General features: G+C 38.6%; 18 protein-coding genes. 11 read left to right on the top strand and 7 right to left on the bottom strand.

The genetic code is table 11. From position 1 onward, the window contains the following. The first annotated feature begins 42 nt into the window (after positions 1–42). Both AHA02nite_RS01610 and AHA02nite_RS01605 read left to right on the top strand, forming a co-directional pair. Complete coding sequence (locus AHA02nite_RS01610; protein ID WP_146813722.1) at positions 43–2,187, top strand: MMPL family transporter; 2,145 nt, start codon at positions 43–45, stop codon at positions 2,185–2,187. A 15-nt stretch (positions 2,188–2,202) separates the two neighbouring features. Continuing rightward, complete coding sequence (locus tag AHA02nite_RS01605) at positions 2,203–2,661, top strand: hypothetical protein (protein ID WP_017187222.1); 459 nt, start codon at positions 2,203–2,205, stop codon at positions 2,659–2,661. Between the two features lie 52 nt (positions 2,662–2,713). Here the strand turns inward: AHA02nite_RS01605 and AHA02nite_RS01600 are convergent, their stop codons facing one another. The 5 genes from AHA02nite_RS01600 to AHA02nite_RS01580 are packed head-to-tail and all read right to left on the bottom strand — an operon-like array spanning position 2,714 to position 6,485. Then, positions 2,714–3,790 carry a sensor histidine kinase gene (locus AHA02nite_RS01600; protein ID WP_246118796.1) on the bottom strand — a complete coding sequence of 359 codons (1,077 nt, stop codon included), beginning with the start codon at positions 3,788–3,790 and terminating at the stop codon, positions 2,714–2,716. Further along, complete coding sequence (locus AHA02nite_RS01595) at positions 3,765–4,457, bottom strand: response regulator transcription factor (protein ID WP_146813718.1); 693 nt, start codon at positions 4,455–4,457, stop codon at positions 3,765–3,767. Before AHA02nite_RS01595 ends, AHA02nite_RS01600 begins: the two co-directional genes overlap by 26 nt. Positions 4,458–4,500: 43 nt before the next feature. Beyond that, positions 4,501–5,076, bottom strand: coding sequence for a peroxiredoxin family protein (locus tag AHA02nite_RS01590; protein WP_146813716.1), 576 nt, complete (start codon positions 5,074–5,076; stop codon positions 4,501–4,503). A 21-nt stretch (positions 5,077–5,097) separates the two neighbouring features. Continuing rightward, positions 5,098–5,841 carry a cytochrome c biogenesis CcdA family protein gene (locus AHA02nite_RS01585; protein WP_017185798.1) on the bottom strand — a complete coding sequence of 248 codons (744 nt, stop codon included), beginning with the start codon at positions 5,839–5,841 and terminating at the stop codon, positions 5,098–5,100. Further along, positions 5,838–6,485, bottom strand: coding sequence for a hypothetical protein (locus AHA02nite_RS01580; RefSeq protein WP_146813714.1), 648 nt, complete (start codon positions 6,483–6,485; stop codon positions 5,838–5,840). Before AHA02nite_RS01580 ends, AHA02nite_RS01585 begins: the two co-directional genes overlap by 4 nt. Before the next feature lie 137 nt (positions 6,486–6,622). On the opposite strand from AHA02nite_RS01580, the gene AHA02nite_RS01575 reads away from it, so the two are divergent. The 4 genes from AHA02nite_RS01575 to AHA02nite_RS01560 all read left to right on the top strand — a co-directional run bounded on the left by AHA02nite_RS01575 (position 6,623) and on the right by AHA02nite_RS01560 (position 10,758). Further along, positions 6,623–8,260 (top strand): CocE/NonD family hydrolase, encoded by a 1,638-nt coding sequence (locus tag AHA02nite_RS01575; RefSeq protein WP_146813712.1) that lies wholly within the window; start codon positions 6,623–6,625, stop codon positions 8,258–8,260. A gap of 20 nt (positions 8,261–8,280) precedes the next feature. After that, positions 8,281–9,366 (top strand): alanine racemase, encoded by a 1,086-nt coding sequence (locus AHA02nite_RS01570; protein WP_146813710.1) that lies wholly within the window; start codon positions 8,281–8,283, stop codon positions 9,364–9,366. Between the two features lie 63 nt (positions 9,367–9,429). Beyond that, positions 9,430–9,996 (top strand): DUF3231 family protein, encoded by a 567-nt coding sequence (locus AHA02nite_RS01565; RefSeq protein WP_146813708.1) that lies wholly within the window; start codon positions 9,430–9,432, stop codon positions 9,994–9,996. Between the two features lie 150 nt (positions 9,997–10,146). Further along, complete coding sequence (locus AHA02nite_RS01560) at positions 10,147–10,758, top strand: hypothetical protein (protein ID WP_146813706.1); 612 nt, start codon at positions 10,147–10,149, stop codon at positions 10,756–10,758. Positions 10,759–10,836: 78 nt separating this feature from the next. Here the strand turns inward: AHA02nite_RS01560 and AHA02nite_RS01555 are convergent, their stop codons facing one another. Both AHA02nite_RS01555 and AHA02nite_RS01550 read right to left on the bottom strand, forming a co-directional pair. Next, positions 10,837–11,748, bottom strand: a complete 912-nt coding sequence (locus AHA02nite_RS01555) for a pseudouridine-5'-phosphate glycosidase (protein WP_146813704.1) — start codon at positions 11,746–11,748, stop codon at positions 10,837–10,839. Next, on the bottom strand, positions 11,749–12,840 hold the full coding sequence (locus AHA02nite_RS01550; RefSeq protein WP_146813702.1) for a carbohydrate kinase: 1,092 nt from the start codon (positions 12,838–12,840) through the stop codon (positions 11,749–11,751). Positions 12,841–13,179: 339 nt separating this feature from the next. Here AHA02nite_RS01550 and AHA02nite_RS01545 point away from each other — a divergent pair, with 339 nt between their 5' ends. The 5 genes from AHA02nite_RS01545 to AHA02nite_RS01525 all read left to right on the top strand — a co-directional run bounded on the left by AHA02nite_RS01545 (position 13,180) and on the right by AHA02nite_RS01525 (position 18,688). Further along, positions 13,180–14,751 (top strand): ABC transporter substrate-binding protein, encoded by a 1,572-nt coding sequence (locus AHA02nite_RS01545; RefSeq protein WP_146813700.1) that lies wholly within the window; start codon positions 13,180–13,182, stop codon positions 14,749–14,751. A 72-nt stretch (positions 14,752–14,823) separates the two neighbouring features. Further along, a complete protein-coding gene (locus tag AHA02nite_RS01540) occupies positions 14,824–15,780 on the top strand; it encodes an ABC transporter permease (RefSeq protein ID WP_146813698.1) in 957 nt (318 codons plus the stop codon). Continuing rightward, entirely contained in the window at positions 15,780–16,673 is an 894-nt protein-coding gene (locus tag AHA02nite_RS01535) for an ABC transporter permease (protein ID WP_146813696.1), read from the top strand. Before AHA02nite_RS01540 ends, AHA02nite_RS01535 begins: the two co-directional genes overlap by 1 nt. Positions 16,674–16,686: 13 nt before the next feature. Then, positions 16,687–17,751, top strand: a complete 1,065-nt coding sequence (locus AHA02nite_RS01530) for an ABC transporter ATP-binding protein (RefSeq protein ID WP_146813694.1) — start codon at positions 16,687–16,689, stop codon at positions 17,749–17,751. Beyond that, complete coding sequence (locus AHA02nite_RS01525; protein WP_146813692.1) at positions 17,702–18,688, top strand: ABC transporter ATP-binding protein; 987 nt, start codon at positions 17,702–17,704, stop codon at positions 18,686–18,688. Before AHA02nite_RS01530 ends, AHA02nite_RS01525 begins: the two co-directional genes overlap by 50 nt. Positions 18,689–18,692: the final 4 nt, after the last annotated feature.

The following is an 18,692-nucleotide window of genomic DNA, read 5'->3' as shown; positions in this document are numbered from 1 at the left end:
GTTATTATTTTTATAGATTGCTAGAAGAAAAGGGGTCGACCAATGGAGAAGTTATCGAGTTTAATTAAAACGAGAAAACGTATGTGGGCTGTCATTATTATTTGGATTTTAGTAGTTGGAGCTTTAAGCGCAGCACCTTCTGCCCAGCAACATACGATTAATACGGGGGAGTTTGATCTTCCGGCAGATGCTCATTCAGTTGTGGCATCTGAAAAAGTTGAAGAACACTTTCCGGACGAAAGTGGTTTACTTGCTTTGCTCGTTTTAGAACATGATTCTGAGTGGAGTGCAGGTGCATTTGAATCAGTTGATGAGTTAAGTGAGTCGTTGTGGGAGCAGGTTGAAGAAGATTCTTTGTTATCGTCTGTTCCATTTCACTTCTTCCCTGAGGATGTAAAAGAAGAATTCGTTTCGGATGATCAATCGACGTTAGTTTTACCTGTTACGTTACCAGACGGGCTTGAAATGGATGAAATTAATGCGAAAGTCGAGCAACTTCATAGTGAGGCAAGTGAAACAGTCTTAAATGCAGAAGTAAATGTGACAGGGCCTGCAGGAATTGCATCTGATACGATTACGATCTTTTCTAATGCCAATTTAGTGTTACTGTTTTCAACGATTGGCTTAGTATTAGTCTTACTAATTATTATTTATCGATCGCCACTTCTTGCTTTAATTCCGTTGTTGGCAGCCTTATTTGTTTATCAAACGGTGGACCGAGTGTTAGGGCTTTTTGCAGCGAATGACGTGTTTTATATTGAGACTCAATCGTTATCCATTGTGTCGATTTTACTTTTCGGTGCAACTGTTGATTATAGTTTATTTATTTTCTCACGGTTCAAAGAGGAGTTGCGGCAAGTTGATAGTAAACATGAAGCAATGGTTCGAGCTGTAACAGGTGTCGCTAGGCCGATTTTCTTCAGTGGTGGAACGGTTTTAGCAGCGATGCTTGTACTGTTTTTAGCGGTCTATGGACCTTATCAAAACTTTGCGCCTGTTTTCTCAATTACCATTGCCATTGTACTAATTGCAGGTTTAACCTTAGTTCCAGCCTTGTTCACAGCGTTTGGACGAAGAGCGTTTTGGCCTGACAAGCCTAAAGTAGGAGAAGATACGTTAGAGAAAAATCGCTTCTGGAGTAAAATGGGGAACTGGGTGACGAAGAAGCCATTTGTTGCAGCTGGGATTGTATTAGTATTCTTAATAGTAAACGGACTAAATGTAATGAATATCAATTATTCATTTAATCTATTAAACTCTTTCCCGGAAGAAATGGATTCGCGAGTCGGTTATGAAAAGTTAGAAGAACAGTTTCCACCTGGTGAGTTAGCCCCAGTCGTCATCGTTTTAGAAAGTGAAGAGGAGATCGTTTTTTCTGAAGAACAACTGCAAGAGCTGAATGAAATTAATACAGCCATTGTGGATTATGAAGGGGTAAGTGAAACGACATTACCATCTCATGATGTTTTTAAAGAAGGTGATCTTCAAGGAGAAACGTTCTCGATATCAGAAGATGAAACGGTTGTGAAACTTGAAGCATTGTTAGCACAAAATCCATATGACCATGAATCTTTAGACACACTCGAGTATTTAATAAATGAACATAACAAAATCATTGAAGGTACTAGCTTTTCGGGGATATATTTTGCAGGAGAGTCAGCACAACAAAGTGAGATTCGTGCTTATAATGAACGAGATACAGCTGTCGTTGTCGCCATTGTTACGCTAGTTATTTTAGCGATGTTAATGTGGCAGTTGCGTTCGGTTGTTGCGCCTATTTACATGATGACAACGATCTTAATCTCTTACTTCTCTGCGCTAGGGATCAGTTGGTTTATTTTTGATAACTTCCTCGGCTATGAAGGTATGAGTTACCGTATTCCGCTTTATGCTTTCGTCTTTTTAGTCGCACTCGGCGTTGACTACAACATTATGTTAATGTCTCGCATAAGAGAAGAGCGCCAAGAGTATGAAATGAAAGAAGCGGTTAGGCGCGGAGTTGCTTTAACAGGAGGAGTTATATCATCTGCAGGGATTATTCTTGCAGGGACGTTCGGCGTATTAATGACTCAGCCTATTTTAGAATTGTTTATGTTCGGTTTCATCGTGAGTTTAGGTATTTTAGTAGACGCCTTTTTAGTACGCGGTATGTTAGTGCCAGCAATTGCGACAATTTTAAAAAGATAAAGGGAGTGTTATAACATGTATGAATTATCGTATAGTTTACACATAGTTGGTGTCGCATTATGGATTGGAGCATTTATTGTTGTCGGCCTTTTATTAAGGTCATTGGCAAAATCTGAAGAAGAGTTAAAGAAACATTCGCTCGTAATAGAGAAGTTGCGTCGCATGATTAATTGGGTTGTGCTACCAAGTGGTATTGTTGTCATGTTAACAGGTGTGTATATGATCTTACAGTTTAACCGCGATACGTTGCCGCTGTACTTGAAGTTGATGGAAGAAATCGGTGGCGTTGCTATTTTACTAACTGTAATCGTCGTGTCCCTGTATAGTAAGAAGCTTAAAAAGAAGCTACAAGGCATTGAACTAAAAAAAGATAAGTCTTTAACAGCGATTACTAAAATGTATACGAACTTCTTATTTATTTCAACAATCCTTTCAATTGTCGTTGTCGTCATTGTTGCGATGAGGTTAGCTTAGCTGAATGAGAACTAGTAAAAACAAAAACCCCGACTCTAAACTCGAGTTGGGGTTAACTTCTAATAGGAATTACAAACCAAAATTCATTTGAATGATTATAACTTTTCACACCTATTGTCCCGTCATGTTTTTCGATGATTTCTTTAGCAATAGATAACCCGAGGCCACTTCCGCCAGATTCTCTAGAACGAGAGTGATCGACTCGGTAAAATCGTTCAAAAATCTTGTCTTGTTCATCAGTTGGAATTGGTTTGCCGCTCGTTGTAACAGAAGCATAATAATTCCCATCATTTTTGTATCCTCTAACTAAAACGGGCTGATCCCCCTCATGGTACCTTAAAGCATTATCTAATAAGTTGTTGATCACTTGTTGAATACCTTCTTGATTGAACTTAGCCATACAAGCTTCAACATCAACTTGAACAGGGATACTAGCTTGTGAAAAGCTCCACTCAAAAACAGAGACACTTTGTTTAATCACATCAGATACGTCTTGTACTGTATGATTGATAAATTGTTGGGCTGAAATATAGTCTAACTCTTTCAACTGATCAACTTGTTCAATTAATTGTTTTAAACGTTGTGATTCTAAATGTAAAGCTTGTAACGTCTCTTCGCTTGCTTCGATAACCCCAGATTTCATCGCATACAAATACCCATTTAGGTTAGAAACAGGCGTGCGTAATTCATGTGATAAATCAGCAATCATCTTATTTCTCACTTCGTCTTGTTGTTTCAATTGATCAATCAGTCCATTATAATGCTCAATTAATTCACCAACTTCATTGTTTGAATCATACTGAACTAAACTAGGGTTTTGTCCAGATTTCAACTCTTTTGTTGATTGAATTAATTGTCTAATCGGGCGTATTAAGTTTCGTGTTAAGTAAAAGTGAAGAATTCCCGCAATTAAAATAGCGACAATTGTAAAAATGACGAGATACTCAAACAATAATGCCTCAAACCGACTTTGAGTACTTGAATCTACTCCACTAATCGACTCAACGAGAAAACATGCCGTTTGATAAATCGCAAAGCTACTTAAAATAATGGCTACGGAAATAATCAACATATTTAATAGAGTTAGTCTGAACAATAACCCTTTAAAAAATGGATTCTTTCGGAACAAACTTATACCCCATTCCTCTTACTGTTTGGATTTTTTTAGGTTCATCTTTATCATGTAATTTCTCTCGTAGCTTTTTTATGTGAGCATCAATTGTACGATCATAAACGACATTTTCGCTTGCTGGGTACAACTGCTCGATTAGCTGATCCCGTGTTAAAACCGTATTCGGGTTTTGCATAAAGAAGTAAAGTAAATGGAATTCATGCTTAGTTAAGTTGATTTCTTCACCATTTAGTAATACTTCTCCTTTTCTAACCTTTAAGCATAGGCCATCATAAGTGATCTTCTGACAATAACGACCAGTTCTCCTTAAGACGGCCTCTACATGAGCAATTAACTCTTCAGGTTCGAAAGGCTTAGTTAAATAATCGTCCGCACCTATTCGAAGCAAATGGACTTTATCTTGAACTTGTGTTTTAGCAGATAAAATAATGATTGAAACTTCTTCTTGTTCATAGTCACGAACCCACTGGCAAAAATCTTCGCCACTAAGTTTAGGCAACATTAAATCTAATATAATTAAACAAGGTTGGTACTTAACAAACTTCTCTTGTGCTTCTAAACCATCTGAAGCTTCAATGACTTCATAATTGGCTTTCTCCAAATAAACTCGAATAAGATGACGAATCATTTGATCATCTTCAACGACTAAAATCGTTTGGTTCATGGCTAACACCTCTTAACCATTCATTATAAATAATTTATAGAGCCTAATCCATCTTTTCATATTCTTGGATCATCATGTCATAGTTCATCGCACCAAATGCTTTATATTGAATGATGCCATTTGAGTCAACCATATACGTCGTTGGAACAGGTAAGACGTGATACAGTGTTGACACTTCTTCGCCTTCATCAAAAAGAATAGGGAACGTTAATTCAAAATCATCAGCAAACTCTCTCACATCGTCTTTAGAGCTTTCTGTTTCAATTAAATCAATTGCTAAAATTTTAATATCTGTATTTTCATAGAAACGTTGCATGTCAGGCATTTCAGCACGACAAGGTGGACACCAAGTAGCCCAAAAATTAATCATAACACGTTGCCCGCGGAAGTCAGACAGTTTTACAGTATCTCCTTCTAACGTTTCAAGCTCAAAGTCAGGAGCTGTACTACCAATGTCTAATCCAACTTCAAGGTCCTCGGGGTCACCGCCATCAGGTTCACCACTTACCATAAAACCGTCTGTACCTTGTTCGTTTGTTTCTTCCTCTTTTATAACAAGGTCATACACCGTCCAACCAAACATTAATACAATGATGGCTAAAATAATAAGACGTTTCATATTATATTTTCCACCTTTCGTTTAACCTAAATTTGAAAACCAAGTATCATCAATTAGTTCTAATAAAAAGATCGAGATTCGTGTCATTTGGCCAGTAAATAGAAGAAGCCCCATAATGATCATGACGACACCACCGACTTTCATAATCATGCCGCTATACTTTACAATCCATCTCGTTCTGCCGATAAAGAACGTTAGAATTAGGAACGGTAAAGCGAAACCGATCACGTAAAAAATGGTGTAAAAAGCGCCTTGAGATGGGTTACTCGCTGCCGCAACTAAGATTGTTGCAAAAATTGGACCAATACATGGCGTCCACCCTGCGGCAAACCCCATTCCAACAAAGACAGTACCTAAGTAACCGGCAGGCTTTCTCGCGAAGTTAAAACGCTTCTCCTTCATAAACGTTTTAATATTGAGCCATCCACCTACGAAAAGTCCCATCACGATAATGAAAATACCAGCGATTCGTTGAATAAACTGACCTGATTCGCCAGCTAGGAAGCTTTGAATCCATTGTCCGATAAAAGATACACCAACACCTAAACCGATAAAAATTAACGATACACCGAATAGGAATAAAACAGAGTGAATAAGTAATTTAGACCTTACTTTCATATCTTTGTTGTTTTCTAATTCTTTTACACTTACCCCAGTAATGTAAGAAAGGTAGGCTGGAAAAAGAGGTAAAGTACAAGGAGATAAGAACGACAACATTCCAGCGCCTAAAGCTAACCATATTGTTAGGTCTGCTACATCAATCATGTTGCACCAACTTTCTTAATATTAGTTATTAATATTGATATTCCGCCCATAAACACAATCATAATGAACCACGGGGAAACCATATAAGAGAAAATGGTTATAAAGGGTTGTACTGTTGTTAAAGCAAGTTGCCCCAAGCTCCACAACGTAATAGTAACCCCACTTGAAATCCCAAATGATAAAGAGTTCATCATGACAAACGTAATTAAAACAATAAATAATAAAGTTAAGTAGTTAAACGAGTAAGTATGACCTTGCACAATAAGTTCCATAAATTCGTAAATAAATGAAGCGAATATGAAAATGGTTAAAAAGGCGTGTAAAAACGGTATAATTCGAATTTCCTTTTTCTTATGTTTTGCTATAAAAATTATAACGGCTACTGTTATGCCAAAGTAAAATTCTCTTGCCCCGCTCGGGTAGGCTAAAACAGCCATCGGGTCAGTTAAAATCAATGAAAGATTAAACACGACTTTACCAAGCCATATAAGTAAAACGATGTTTATAATAAAAGAAACGGTTTCATCTAAGTATTGTTTTTTAAGTTGTTTATTTAACGGGCTAATAAACATAAAAACAATAAAGCTTAACAAAAAGCTCACAATTATGATTGCGATCTGAATCATTGCAGTCGTCGTTGTCAATTTTCACCCTCCTATAACTTAAGCTTAAACCTCCAATGTGAAAGTTTGATGAAAGGTTAAATATTTCTTGCCAACAAATAGAGTTGTGCAGGATATTTTATTCGAATAACGAAATATAATTTATAAGGAGGGTTTGGATGAGTTACCGTGTTAAAAGAGATATAAAGATCCCTTTAAGGGACGAAGTGTTATTATCAGCAGATCATTATCAACCAGAAGAACAAGGTGTATACCCAGCGATCGTTGTAAGAACACCTTATGGAAAAACGCGAGAACAGCAACATTTGCAAGGTGAGTACTTCACTGAACATGGCTATCACGTCATTAATGTTGATGTTAGAGGACGTGGAGATTCAGAAGGAGAGTTCGTCCCTTACCGCAATGATGGTGTTGACGGTTATGACGTCATCGAATGGGTCGCAAACCAAACGTGGTGTGACGGAAATGTTGGTACTCTTGGAGGCTCATACTTAGGACGCATTCAGTGGCTAACCGCATTAGAGCAACCTCCATCACTTAAAGCGATGGTTCCACTAGTAACACCGTCAGATCCTTTTGTTGAATGGCCAACGGGATTACCAAATCCGATGCATATTTGTTGGTTATATATGACGCGAGGTCGTGTTATGCAAAATATAAACTTAGTTGATTGGCAAAAGGTTTACTGGACGTTACCTTATGTCGATATGGATTTACCGACAGGATGGTATTCCGAGCAGTGGCGTGAAGAAATTGAGCATCCATACTTTGATGACTATTGGAAACATATCGCTTATCAGCACCGTTTTGATGAAATTGACGTACCAGTCTTAAATATTTCAGGTTGGTATGATGATGAACAAATCGGGACGCCATTAAATTACCAAGGCATGGTTGAAGCAGGCAAGTCTGATCAACATTTGTTAATGGGTCCTTGGCCACATCAACTTAACAAATCAACCAAACTAGGTGACCTAGACTTTGGAGAAGAATCGCTAATTAATATGAATGACTATCAGCGAAGCTTTTTTGACTACTACTTAAAAGGAATTGACCAAGGGTTCACTAAGAAGGAGCCCGTCGAAATTTTCGTAATGGGAGAAAATAAGTGGAGACAAGAAAAAAAGTGGCCTCTACCAAATACGAAGTGGACCAAATTTTACTTACATAGTGGTGGCAAGGCAAATAGCCGTTTTGGAGATGGTGTTTTAAGTACGAGTGATCCAGCTAAGAGTGTGGCGGATTATGACCAGTACGTTTATGACCCAGCTAACCCGGTACCATTCATCACTGAAATGGTATCACACCAAATTGGTGGTCCAGATGACTACTCTTCAATTGAAAGAAGAGATGATGTACTAGTTTATACAAGTGACGTATTAGAAGACGATCTAGAGGTGACAGGGCCAGTAAAAGCAAATTTATTCGTATCAACTGATGCGAAAGATACTGACTTTACGGTCAAATTACTAGATGTAAGGAAGAGTGGTTTTGCCCAACGTTTAACAGACGGGCTCGTTCGCGGGCGCTTCCGTAACGGAACAGACAAGCCTGAACTAATGACCCCAGGTGAAGTTTACGAAGTGGAAGTCGACTGTTGGAATACGTCACACATCTTTAAAAAAGGTCATCAAATCCGAATTGAAATCGCATCAAGTGCTTTTCCAAAGTATGACCGCAACTTAAATACAGGAGATGAATTAGGTAAAGCGACTGAGATGAAAGTGGCGAATCAAACGGTCTACCACTCGGAGCAGTATCCATCTTCTGTCGTATTGCCGATTATTAAAAGATAAACAGAAAAGGTGATTGAGGGATGAACTTAGATACGCCAAGTTTATTAATACAACAAGATACAATGGAGCGTAACTTAATGAGTATGGTTGGTTTTGCACAATCACAACACATTGCATTACGCCCTCACATTAAAACACATAAAAGTGTCCATATTGCTAAAAGGCAAGTTGAAGAAGGAGCGGTTGGGGTAACCGTTGCTAAACTGGATGAAGCTGAAGTTATGATCGATGGTGGTATTGAAGATATTTTTATTGCCTATCCAATTACTAATAAACAAAAAGCAAACCGTTTAAAAGAGTTAACTAAACGAGCTAATATAATTGCTAGCGTTGATTCTGAGGTCGGCGCAAAAGCTTTAAGTGACACGTTTGAAGGTGAAGTGCTAGAAGTATGGATTAAAGTGAATTCTGGGTTGAACCGTTGTGGTGTTGAGCCAGGTGAAGAGACAGTTAGCCTAGCCAAGTATATAGCAGCACTTCCAGGCCTTGAATTAACTGGTTTATACACTCATGCTGGCCATTCTTACGGTGCTAAGTCAAATGAAGAACGGAAAAGTATCGCCAAGTATGAAGCAGAAAGTGTTGTAAAGAGTGCAAAAGCGTGTGAAGTTGAAGGGATCCGTATTCGGCACCGAAGTGTTGGTGCTACCCCAACGTTCATGGATGCAGGTAAGGTTAAGGGTGTAACTGAAATTAGACCAGGGAATGCGATCTTTTATGATATGGTTCAAGTCGGTTTAGGTATAGCGCAGCCTGAAGATTGTGCTTTAACTGTACTTGCCACGGTTGTTGCTAAACATTCTGATCGTATAGTGATTGATGCAGGAAGCAAATCATTGTCACTTGAAAAAGGAGCACATGGTAACGAAAGTGTTGTCGGGTTTGGTCATGTCATTGGTTACCCAAGTTTAGTTATTGAAAGGCTGTCTGAAGAGCATGGTGTCATTCCAATAGATGAACAGTGTGAGTTGGAAGTTAATGATACAGTCGAAATCATCCCAAACCATGCTTGCGTAGTAGCTAACTTATTTCATGAGTATGTCGTTTGTAATGAAAACGAAGTGGTAAACAATTGGCCAGTTGATGCGCGTGGTGGTCTGAAATAAAAATAACGAATAAATCACCCCCAAATTCTCAAGCTATAAATACAGAATTTGGGGGTGTTTATTTTGGCAAGTAGTTATGGTAAGTGGATTGAAGCATCAGTTAAAGTGTTAAAGGAACTTAATGATAATAGTAAAGACCCTGTTCATGTTGGAGAAGCGATGGCTTGTTGGACATACTTAGCTTTTGTTGAAAGTATTATTGCTTATGAAGAAGTTGGGCTAAATATGACATTGGATAAGGATGTTAAAAAGTTTATTAATGATGCTTATGACGTAGCAAACTCACACATTAAAGAAATGACGACACTTATGAGAAATGAAGGAATCCCAATAGCCTCATCACCAGCTCATAAGCCCATATCAGATCCGAGAAGTGTACCAGTGGGTGCGAGGATGAGTGATGAAGAGTTAATGAATACTTTATCAATAAATTTCGTTTATGCAGGGGATATGTGTGCAGCCTCAGCTAGTCAATGTTTAAGAACAGACTTAGGGTTAATGTTTTTAAAGTTTCAAATAGATAAATTTTCTTTAGGATTTAGTGCAAAAGAAATGATGAAAAAACGCGGTTGGCTAAAGGTGCCGCCAGCGTATAGACCTCCTGGGAGTCCAGATCCAGAAAATAATTAAGTACACTGATCATAATAACGAATATCTTCTAGGGAAGATATTCGTTTGTTTATTTTGCTATACAGTTAAAAAAAGGCCTTTCCAACTATTTACAACAGTAAGTTCAGTGGTATACTCTTTAATAGAAAAAATAAATAGGTGGGGATTAATATGGGGAAACAAAAATGGTTTTACTTAATACTTAGTTGCCTATTTTTATTTATTTTAACAGCTTGTCTAGGTGACTCGGATGATGGAACAGATGAAGATACACAAGAAGAAAGTGAAGGTGTATCTGAAAATGAAGACAACATAGATTCAGAAACGAATGAAGAAGAGGAAACTACAGCTGATAAAGATCAAGATGATAATTCAACTCAAGCTGTTGCACCTTCTGAAATCGAAGACACATTAGAATTCACAAGAGTTTGGTTTACATTTGGTTCACCTGAAAGACAACCTAATGCAGGGGTTTGGTTATATACAGAAGATGACCATCCAAGTGATGTAACAGATGTGTTTGACTTTGATGAGTATGATATCTTGTTATATCAAATTGGGGATGAAGAATATTTAGGCTATGATTTGCGTGCTCAACGAATGGTATTAGAAGATGATGATGTTGTTCGTGTTGTTGTTGGAATACACGATGAGCCTAAGGATTATCGTGACCCAGAAGACTATGAAATGCCTCGTCAGTATTTACAAGTAAACAAAGAAGATCTCAGAGGGAAATCGTTTATCTTTGAGACAGAAGATGGGGAAGCATTAAGTGTACAATAATTAATTATAAATGCAAAAGTGAGTGAACCTAATGTGGTTTTCACTCACTTTTGTTTTATAAAATTATTGAAAGATTGATTAATTTTCTTGATAAGCACTAGCGATTAAACCAGCCACTTCAGCGTTATGATAAACAAGAGCTAAGTTCGTTTCTAAGCTTTGGCCATCTGTTAAACTTTTCACTTTATCTAAAATAAACGGCGTTACTTCTTTACCGGTAATGTTGTTATTTTTCGCTTCTGTGATCGCTTCTTGAATGACATTTTCAATTTTATTATAGTCTAATGCAGCGTGTTCAGGCACTGGGTTAGCAATTATAGCGCCACCTTCAAGACCTAAGTCCCATTTAGTTTTTAGTGACTTAGCAACTGCTTCTGGTTGATCGATTTGGTAATCAACACCGAATTCACTTACTCGAGAATAGAATGAAGGGAATGTGTTTGTTTTGTAACCAATAACCGGAACCCCATGCGTCTCTAAATATTCTAACGTTCGACCGATATCTAATATTGACTTAGCACCAGCGCAAACGACAGCGACATTCGTTTGTGCTAATTCCGTTAAGTCTGCTGAAACGTCCCAAGTGATTTCACCTTCACGATGGACACCACCAATTCCACCAGTGGCAAACACTTTAATACCTGCAAGTTCAGCTGCAATCATCGTCCCAGCAACAGTCGTTGCACCAAGCTCTCGTTGTGCAATAACATGAGCGAAGTCACGACGGCTCACCTTATGAACATTTTCACTTGTAGCAAAAACATTTAACTCTTCTTCTGTTAAACCGATCTTGACCTCACCATCCATAATGCCGATCGTAGCAGGTACTGCCCCTTGCTCACGGATTATTTCTTCAACTTTACGAGCCATTTCTAAGTTTTGCGGGTATGGTAACCCGTGAGAGATAATCGTTGACTCTAATGCAACGACAGGTTGTTTATTTTGTAAAGCCTCTTGTACTTCTTTTGTGTATGATAAAAATTGTTCCATTTACGACAACTCCTTTAATAAAGTATTAATTTTCTCTGTTGATAAGTCTTCTGAACAAGACTGACTTGATTGAAGTGTTAACGTGGCGCACGCTAGTCCGAAACGACAAGCCTGCTGCAACGACTGACCATTTATAAAACCATAAATAATACCAGCAGTGAACGCATCACCAGCTCCGGTTACGTCAGCAACTTCTGTACGAATAGCTTCAACCTTACCTTCTTCATCATTAGAACAATAATAAATGCCCTCTTCACCTAAAGTGATGACAACTTGCTTAACGCCTCTTCGCAGTAACTCATGGCAAGCTTTCCCCAAGTCATTAGCACTATTAATTGTAATACCTGACAGTTCCTCGGCTTCTTCCTTGTTCGGAATAATCGTGTGCACACCTGATAAATCTCCGGGTAGCTTTTTCGCTTTAATTGAGGAGACAGGGTCTAAAAATAATGGCTTTTGATTACTTTTAGAACGTCTTATTACTGCATGGATAGCACTTTCAGAAATATTAGTATCTAAAAAGATGACATCAGAGCGTGCGTATTGTTGCCATTTTTGCTCAATTAACTGCTCAGATACTTTGTTGTAAATCTCCATATCTGCCATAGATACAACGAGTTCACCATTTCGGTCGATCAACGCTGTATAAGTTCCGGTACGGCTTTGAGGTAAAGTAGTAACTTCGCTCGTGTCGATACCAATTTTGTATGCAGACTCCGTTAACCAAGCACCTTCTTTATCTTGACCTACAAAAGTAGCCAAAGTCGGCTTTAAGTCTAGTCTGACTAAGTTTTCAGCGACGTTTCTTGCTACTCCGCCAAGAGATTCGTCAGTTATAACAGGGTTAGACGACTCCATTCTAACGTCTTGCAAAGCATGTGACTTACGGTCAACGTTAGCTCCACCAATGCATGTAACTCCACTGTGGTCATTTAAAATATAGGCTCGTCCTTTAATGTCACCAGACGCAATTAACCTCTTAATATAGTTGGCAACCGCTGGACGCGAGAGACCGACTTCATCAGCTAACTCTTGTTGTGAGATGTAAGGGTTTAATTTTATAAAATTTAAAATTTGTTGTTCTTTTTCCATTTTTGAACCCTCCACTTTCAATAAATGAAATCGCTATCAATTTATTATAACAAAAGTTTATCACTTAAACTTTTGTTTGTAAATAGTTAATAGACAAATATGCTTAGGTCTAAAATAACAATATGAAAGGGTTTTCATAAATGAGTAACAAAATGATAACGATTACATATAAAAACCTATCAAAATGTTATTGACTTTGTGGTTTAAGTAAGTAAAATGGATTTTAAATTTAAATTATCTAACTATTTCAAAAGTTCAGAGGAGTTGGTTCGTGTGGAAAATGACATTAGCGATTTTATTTCAGACTTATGACTTTATTAAAACCTAGGAGGAACTTATATGGACGATCAAATGTATTCTAAAAAGCTATTAACAACACTATTATTAACTTTACTTATGGTACTAGCTGCTTGTGGTGGTAACGATCAAAATGATGAGGCAGCTGGTGGAGAAGAAGAGCCAGAAGATTTAACAAATAACGATGCGGAAGACACTTTAGTTGTTGGTTTAGATGATGATCCACCGTTGTTAGACCCTCACTTATCCACTGCACAAGTAGAGAGTCAAATTTTCAAAGCTGTTTATGAAACGCTAATTAATGTAGATGAAAACTTAGACCCTATCCCTGGACTTGCTAAAGATTGGGATGTCTCAGAGGATGGTTTAACTTATACATTTTATTTACAAGAAGGTGTCACTTTCCACGATGGAGCCGATTTTAACGCTGAAGCAGTAAAGTATAACTTTGAACGTATTTTAGATGAAGATCTTGGTTCGCCAAATGCTTCGGACTTAAGGTTAATTGAAGAAATGTCAGTAGAGGATGAGTACACATTTGTCGTTGAGCTAGAGGAACCGTTTGCTCCTTTCTTATCTGGACTATCTCACCGAGCAGGTCAAATGGTTTCGCCTGAAGCGGCTGAAGATGAGTCAATTGATTTGTCTAACGAACCCGTTGGTACAGGACCATTTCAGTTCGTTGACCGTACAGCTCAAAGCCATTTAGAGTTCGAGCGTCACGATGATTACTGGGGTGATCAACCAGATTATCAGTACTTAGAGTATCATGCGTTTTCCAACGAAGATACGCGCATTACAAACTTAGTATCAGGTGATCTAGATATCGTGAATCGCGTGGCTCACAAAGACCTAGAGCAACTAGAAGAGAATCCAGAAATCAATATGTCTGAAGAAGATGGAATCGGCTTCCAAGGTTTAATGTTAAATACAGACCGAGAGCCATTTGATAACCAAAAAGTAAGACAGGCTATGAATTATGCAGTAGATCGTGAAGCTATTACTGAAGTCGTCTTTCATAATGGCGCTGAACCAGCAGTTAGTCCATTTGCTCCGTCAAGTTGGGCAAACAATCCAGACTTAGAAGTGCCTGATCGTGAAGTTGAAAAGGCACAGGAGCTATTAGAAGAATCAGGGGTTGAGGATTTATCATTCACGTTAACTGTTAGCCCATCACCAGCAGAGCAACAACTATCTGAAATGTTAAAGTCGATGCTAGATGAAGTTGGGTTTAACGTTGAAATTGAGCAAGTTGAGTTTGGTGCTATTTTAGACCGTATGTATGAAGGTGACTTTGATATAGCTCGACTTGGATGGAGTGGTCGAGTAGACCCAGATGGTAATGCATATAGCTGGTTCCACACAGATGAAACGTATAACTTTACAGGAAGTTCTAATGAACAGTTAGATGAATTGCTAATAGATGCTAGAACAACTGTTGATCAAAGTGAAAGACAAGAGATGTACCACGAAGCAGCAGAGATTCTATGGGATGAAGCGCCTTACATTTTCTTATATCACGAAAATGACTATAAACCGATGAAAGACAACGTTCAAGGGTTCAATCACGTACCAGACGGATTAATTCGACCGGCAGATTTAACACTTGAATAAAAGTTGGTAAGGTGCTGCAGCCAATTGCAGCACCTTGCTTTACACTAATTTAGACAATCAGGAGGGGTGAAGGTGCTCTCATTTCTACTTCGCCGTGCAGGCTTAATGATCGTTATATTATTTTTCGTTAGTATTATCGTGTTCTCACTAGTTAATGTCCTACCTGGTGATCCGGCGTTAATGATTTTAGGGCAGGAAGCAACAGACGAATCTTTAGAAGCATTGCGTGAGGATATGGGGTTAAATGACCCTCTAGTTATGCAGTACTTTGCTTGGGTTGGTGACTTATTGCAAGGTGATTTTGGTCAATCGTTTCGAGATAATACTGAAGTTTCGAGTCTATTAGCTGAAAAGATTCCGATCACACTACAGCTAACAGTCATGTCGTTTGCGATTGCTGTTTTAATTGCAATTCCAGCAGGTGTCATTAGTGCGACAAGAAAGGGGACTCTATGGGATTCATCAGCCACCTTATTTGCACTATCAGGCGTGTCATTACCACCTTTTTGGTTAGGTATTCTATTAATCTTTATTTTTGCTGTCACGCTCGGTTGGTTTCCACCATCAGGTTATGTACCTATTACAGAAAGTGTCGCCCAAAGTTTATGGTACATGTTACTACCTGCTGTTGCTTTAGGTGTGAGGCTATCAGCAGAACTAACCCGTATGCTTCGTTCTAGTTTACTAGAGGTATTAGGGTCAGATTATATAAGAACAGGTTATGCCAAAGGGTTACTTGAACGAGCTGTTGTATATGGTCATGCATTAAGGAATTCAATTTTACCGGTCATTACAGTTAGTGCGTTACAGTTTGCTGCTTTCTTAGGCGGAACGGTCATTACAGAAGAGATCTTTAATATTCCAGGATTAGGCCAACTATTAGTCACATCAATTCAAACGCGAGATTTCCCTGTATTACAAGGGGCCGTTATGTTTATGGCTTTAGCTGTGATATTAATCAACTTCTTAACAGATGTTTTATATTCAATCTTAGATCCACGCATTAAGCTAACAGGAGGGTCACAATAATGGAGCAATCTCAAAACCTATCAGTACAAAAGCCCAAAGCTCAAAACCCTCGCCTGCGAATGCTTAAAACAATGCTTGAACGGTTGTTGCAAAATAAACTAGCTGTCTTCGGTGGTGTCGTTACATTCCTGTTAATATTTACAGCTATTTTTGCGCCGTGGTTAGCACCGCATGATCCAACTGAACAAAATTATAGTGCTGTCCTACAAGCACCAAGTATTGAGTATTGGTTTGGAACAGATAATCTAGGCCGTGACATTTTTAGTCGAGTTATATATGGAGCGCAAGTGTCGTTACAAGCAGGTCTAATCTCAGTTGGCATTGCGTTAATTATTGGAGTTCCGGTTGGTTTAATTTCTGGTTATTATCGCGGTTTTATAGATGAGTACATCATTATGAGAATGACAGACGCCATGCTATCAATCCCAGCTTTAGTATTAGCATTAGCTCTAGCCGCGGTATTAGGTGCCGGGTTAACTAATGCGATGATTGCGATTGGTTTAGTGTTAACCCCGAATTTCGTTCGTTTAATTCGCGGTGAAGTATTGGCACACCGTGAGAAAGAATATGTAGAAGCGGGGAAGGCCTCAGGTATTAGTGATTTTAGTATCATTCTAAAGCATATTTTACCGAATACAATTGCGCCAATTATGGTTCAAGCAACGCTTGCTATTGCCGCAGCTATAATCGTCGAAGCTTCACTCAGTTATTTAGGTTTAGGAACTCAGCCACCTAATCCAAGTTGGGGTTCCATGTTAGCAACCGGTCAGGGTTATTTAGATTCGGCTCCGTGGATCGCTTTATTTCCAGGGGCATTAATCTTCATTACCGTCATATCAATTAACTTGTTCGGCGATGGCATACGCGACATGTTAGATCCGAAGATGAAGTAAGGAGTGTCACGTCATGAAAAATACGAGCGAAGAATACCAATTACAAGTCCGCGGCTTAGAAGTTGGATTTAATAATAAAAAGAACTTCACACAAATCTTAAATGGTGTGTCGTTTAACGTGCAAAAAGGAGAAACACTATGTATCGTTGGCGAATCAGGTTGCGGGAAAAGTTTAACTTCACTTTCAATTATGGGACTACTACCAGAATCAGGGGGAATTCGTTCAGGTGAGATTCGATTTGAAGGTCAAGACTTAACGAACCAATCCATGAAAGAAATGAGTAAAATACGTGGCAATGAGATCTCAATGATTTTTCAAGAGCCAATGACGTCATTAAATCCCGTTCATACAGTAGGGAAACAAATTGCAGAAGCAGTCCGAATTCACCGTAACGTAACGAAAAAAGAAGCCTATGAACGCGTTGTTGAAATGTTTGAATTAGTTGGTATTCCTTCTCCACGTGAGCGAGTTCATAACTACCCCCACGAAATGAGTGGAGGAATGCGTCAGCGTGTCATGATTGCGATGGCACTTGCTTGTAATCCCAAATTATTAATCGCCGATGAGCCAACAACAGCATTAGATGTAACGATCCAAGCTCAAATTTTAGACCTTTTAAATGAGTTGAAAGCCGATTTAGACATGTCGATTGTCATGATTACCCATGATTTAGGCGTCGTTTCAGAAATGGGTGACCAAGTGCTCGTGATGTATGCAGGTGAAGTGATCGAATATACTGATTCAAGGTCATTATTTGATAACCCAAAACACCCATACACACAAGGGTTGATCGAATCAATTCCAAAACTACAAGGGAAAACAGAAGAACTACCAGTCATTAAAGGGTCTGTACCGAACCCAGATGAAATGCCCTCTGGTTGTCGCTTTTCGACTAGGTGTGCTTTTGCAAAACAGGAGTGTTTCGTTCAGTCTCCAGAAGAAGTAGGAACAGAAGATCACCCCGTTCGTTGTTGGATGTATTCAGGTGAGTGGCAGAAGATGACACCATTTGAAGGAGGGGAGTCTAATGACAACAGCTCAAGTGAAGCAGTCGACCGACAACCTATTAGAGATTAAAGGGTTAAAAAAGTACTTTGAAGTCGGTGGTGGCTTATTTAAACAAAAACAACAAGTCAAAGCAGTTGATGACTTAACGTTTAATGTTAAAAAAGGTGAAACATTAGGCATTGTCGGTGAGTCTGGTTGTGGTAAGTCAACGATGGGACGTGCACTGCTTCAACTACAAAAACCAACGTCAGGTGAAGTGTTTTACGAAGGTCAAGATATAGCTCAATTGAGTGGAAAGCAGTTACGGAAATTACGTAAAGATATACAAATTATATTCCAGGACCCCTTCGCTTCATTGAACCCTAGAATGACAGTAGGAGCAATGTTGACTGAAATTGTAGCAACTCATGAGATCGTCCCTAAAAAAGAACGGCAAAGCTACGTTCAAAATTTACTTGAAGAAGTCGGATTGAAAGCTGAAGCTTATTGGAAGTATCCACATGAATTTAGCGGTGGGCAAAGGCAGAGAGTTAGTATTGCCAGAGCACTTGCTGTACAACCTAAGTTAATTATATGTGATGAAGCGGTCTCGGCATTAGACGTATCCGTTCAAGCGCAAGTATTGAACTTATTACAAAAGCTCAAAAGGAAACACCAACTAACTTATATTTTCATTTCTCATGATTTATCTGTCGTTAAGCATATTAGCGACCGAGTAGGTGTGATGTATTTAGGTAAAATGGTCGAGTTAGCTGATGAAGACTCCATATATGAGAAACCAGCGCACCCTTACACACAAGCTTTATTTTCAGCAATTCCTGATATAACAGAAGACAATAAGGAAAGAATTCAACTTAAAGGTGATGTTCCTAGTCCGTTAAATGTACCTTCTGGATGTCGTTTTCATACACGTTGCCCCCTTGCGACAGAATATTGTAAACAAGTTGATCCAGCTTTAGAAGAAGTGAAAGAGGACCATTTAGCAGCCTGTCATTATACCGCGTAATAAA

This window comes from Alkalibacillus haloalkaliphilus (assembly GCF_007991275.1).
GTDB lineage: Bacteria > Bacillota > Bacilli > Bacillales > Alkalibacillaceae > Alkalibacillus > Alkalibacillus haloalkaliphilus.
The sequence above is the reverse complement of the archived record's forward strand: the minus strand, read 5'-3'. Positions and strand labels throughout refer to the sequence as shown.

Excerpts from the sequence above, each read along its gene's own strand:
- AHA02nite_RS01555 (WP_146813704.1), bottom strand. The coding sequence starts at position 11,748 with ATGGAACAATTTTTATCATACACAAAAGAAGTACAAGAGGCTTTACAA.
- AHA02nite_RS01575 (WP_146813712.1), top strand. The coding sequence starts at position 6,623 with ATGAGTTACCGTGTTAAAAGAGATATAAAGATCCCTTTAAGGGACGAA.
- AHA02nite_RS01545 (WP_146813700.1), top strand. The coding sequence starts at position 13,180 with ATGGACGATCAAATGTATTCTAAAAAGCTATTAACAACACTATTATTA.
- AHA02nite_RS01585 (WP_017185798.1), bottom strand. The coding sequence starts at position 5,841 with ATGATTGATGTAGCAGACCTAACAATATGGTTAGCTTTAGGCGCTGGA.
- AHA02nite_RS01525 (WP_146813692.1), top strand. The coding sequence starts at position 17,702 with ATGACAACAGCTCAAGTGAAGCAGTCGACCGACAACCTATTAGAGATT.
- AHA02nite_RS01560 (WP_146813706.1), top strand. The coding sequence starts at position 10,147 with ATGGGGAAACAAAAATGGTTTTACTTAATACTTAGTTGCCTATTTTTA.
- AHA02nite_RS01570 (WP_146813710.1), top strand. The coding sequence starts at position 8,281 with ATGAACTTAGATACGCCAAGTTTATTAATACAACAAGATACAATGGAG.
- AHA02nite_RS01530 (WP_146813694.1), top strand. The coding sequence starts at position 16,687 with ATGAAAAATACGAGCGAAGAATACCAATTACAAGTCCGCGGCTTAGAA.
- AHA02nite_RS01595 (WP_146813718.1), bottom strand. The coding sequence starts at position 4,457 with ATGAACCAAACGATTTTAGTCGTTGAAGATGATCAAATGATTCGTCAT.
- AHA02nite_RS01590 (WP_146813716.1), bottom strand. The coding sequence starts at position 5,076 with ATGAAACGTCTTATTATTTTAGCCATCATTGTATTAATGTTTGGTTGG.
- AHA02nite_RS01605 (WP_017187222.1), top strand. The coding sequence starts at position 2,203 with ATGTATGAATTATCGTATAGTTTACACATAGTTGGTGTCGCATTATGG.
- AHA02nite_RS01535 (WP_146813696.1), top strand. The coding sequence starts at position 15,780 with ATGGAGCAATCTCAAAACCTATCAGTACAAAAGCCCAAAGCTCAAAAC.
- AHA02nite_RS01550 (WP_146813702.1), bottom strand. The coding sequence starts at position 12,840 with ATGGAAAAAGAACAACAAATTTTAAATTTTATAAAATTAAACCCTTAC.
- AHA02nite_RS01610 (WP_146813722.1), top strand. The coding sequence starts at position 43 with ATGGAGAAGTTATCGAGTTTAATTAAAACGAGAAAACGTATGTGGGCT.